At 51.9% G+C, this 376-nt stretch carries 4 tRNA genes; all 4 read right to left on the bottom strand.

What is annotated here, in order from left to right:
- Positions 1 to 10: 10 nt before the first annotated feature.
- The 4 genes from NEH75_RS13470 to NEH75_RS13455 all read right to left on the bottom strand — a co-directional run bounded on the left by NEH75_RS13470 (position 11) and on the right by NEH75_RS13455 (position 376).
- Positions 11 to 84: transfer RNA gene (locus tag NEH75_RS13470), tRNA-Arg, on the bottom strand.
- An 8-nt stretch (positions 85 to 92) separates the two neighbouring features.
- Positions 93 to 181, bottom strand: a tRNA-Leu gene (locus NEH75_RS13465).
- A 39-nt stretch (positions 182 to 220) separates the two neighbouring features.
- A tRNA-Lys gene (locus NEH75_RS13460) sits at positions 221 to 296 on the bottom strand.
- Between the two features lie 5 nt (positions 297 to 301).
- Positions 302 to 376 (bottom strand) — tRNA-Gln (locus NEH75_RS13455).

The following is a 376-nucleotide window of genomic DNA, read 5'->3' as shown; positions in this document are numbered from 1 at the left end:
AATTTTATGCCGCGCCCAAGAGCCGTCGAACCCCTAACCTTATGATCCGTAGTCAAACGCTCTATCCACTTGATCTATGGGCGCTATTTAGTTGGTGCCTAGGGCCGGAATCGAACCGGCACGGGTGTCACCACCCGCAGGATTTTAAGTCCTGTGCGTCTACCAGTTCCGCCACCCAGGCATTTCATTTATTTCAAGGCACGCGCCTATTTCTTAAAAATGGTGTCCTGCAGAGGACTCGAACCTCTGACCCTCTGATTAAAAGTCAGATGCTCTACCAACTGAGCTAGCAGGACATCATTGGCTGGGCTAGCTGGATTCGAACCAGCGCATGACGGAGTCAAAGTCCGTTGCCTTACCGCTTGGCTATAGCCCA

Source organism: Turicibacter sp. T129, assembly GCF_025594975.1.
GTDB classification, from domain to species: Bacteria; Bacillota_I; Bacilli_A; order MOL361; family Turicibacteraceae; genus Turicibacter; species Turicibacter bilis.
The sequence above is the reverse complement of the archived record's forward strand: the minus strand, read 5'-3'. Positions and strand labels throughout refer to the sequence as shown.